Raw genomic sequence first — 817 nt, 5'->3', positions numbered from 1 at the left:
CGGTGAAACCGTGCGTGTCGACAGCGAGCTGAGACGTCTCGATCCGTTCCTGTCGAATGACACCCTCGATGGCAGCGCCCGCCTGCCGCTCATTGAGCACGATCGGCTGCGCGTGGAAGATTCCCCATCGGTCCTGCACGTGGCTGCACACGCCGATGGAAGCCACCTGGCGCCGCGGGTCCTGGCGTGCTTGCCATACGCGCCGACTGGTCTCCAGGCTCATCATGTCCGAGGAGGCCAGGTCAGTTCGGCCCCAGGTCGCCGCGATGGGGTGGCCCTGCATGAACTCCAGCACCGCCTGGCAGGCCCGTGCCAGTCGACGCTCGTCGCCGGCCCAGCGCATGGCTTGGCGAATGCTGGTGGCCGACAACTGCGGGATCATGCGCGCGCACTCGGCCGCCGTGAGGCTGGTGCCGTGCGCGAGGATGCCGGCATAGGTCATCAGCAGTTCCTGCCCCGTTCTCGGCTCGCGCCCGAGCATGATCCAGCTGAATCGCACCTGGGCGTCCACGGCCAGGATGACCTCGGGCAACTGCGCTTCACCGATGCGCTGATCGATCTGGCTGCGCAGCCTCACGACTTGGGGGTCATCTTCGTCCGCCGGCAACGACGCCAGATGCAGTTCGTCATCGACGCGCAGATCACCTGAACGCGCGGCGGCCGCGACCGCGTCGATGCCAATGAGCATGCGAGCAAGTAGCGGTACGAGGAACTCGCTAGCCTTAGCCGGCAGCTGCAACCTGGCGTAGTGCCTCGGCGCTTCGGCTTGCCAACGCTCCTCGGGCAGGAACAGACGCTCGCGACCGCGGAAGCTGCT

The 817-nt window shown here is 66.8% G+C and carries 1 protein-coding gene; it reads right to left on the bottom strand.

The features are described from left to right. A partial coding sequence (locus AC1DF3_RS36955; RefSeq protein ID WP_478142808.1) for a Tn3 family transposase occupies positions 1-817 on the bottom strand: 817 nt, incomplete at both ends.

Source organism: Variovorax sp. 10N432 (assembly GCF_056394465.1).
This window is presented reverse-complemented; position numbering and strand designations above follow the sequence as displayed.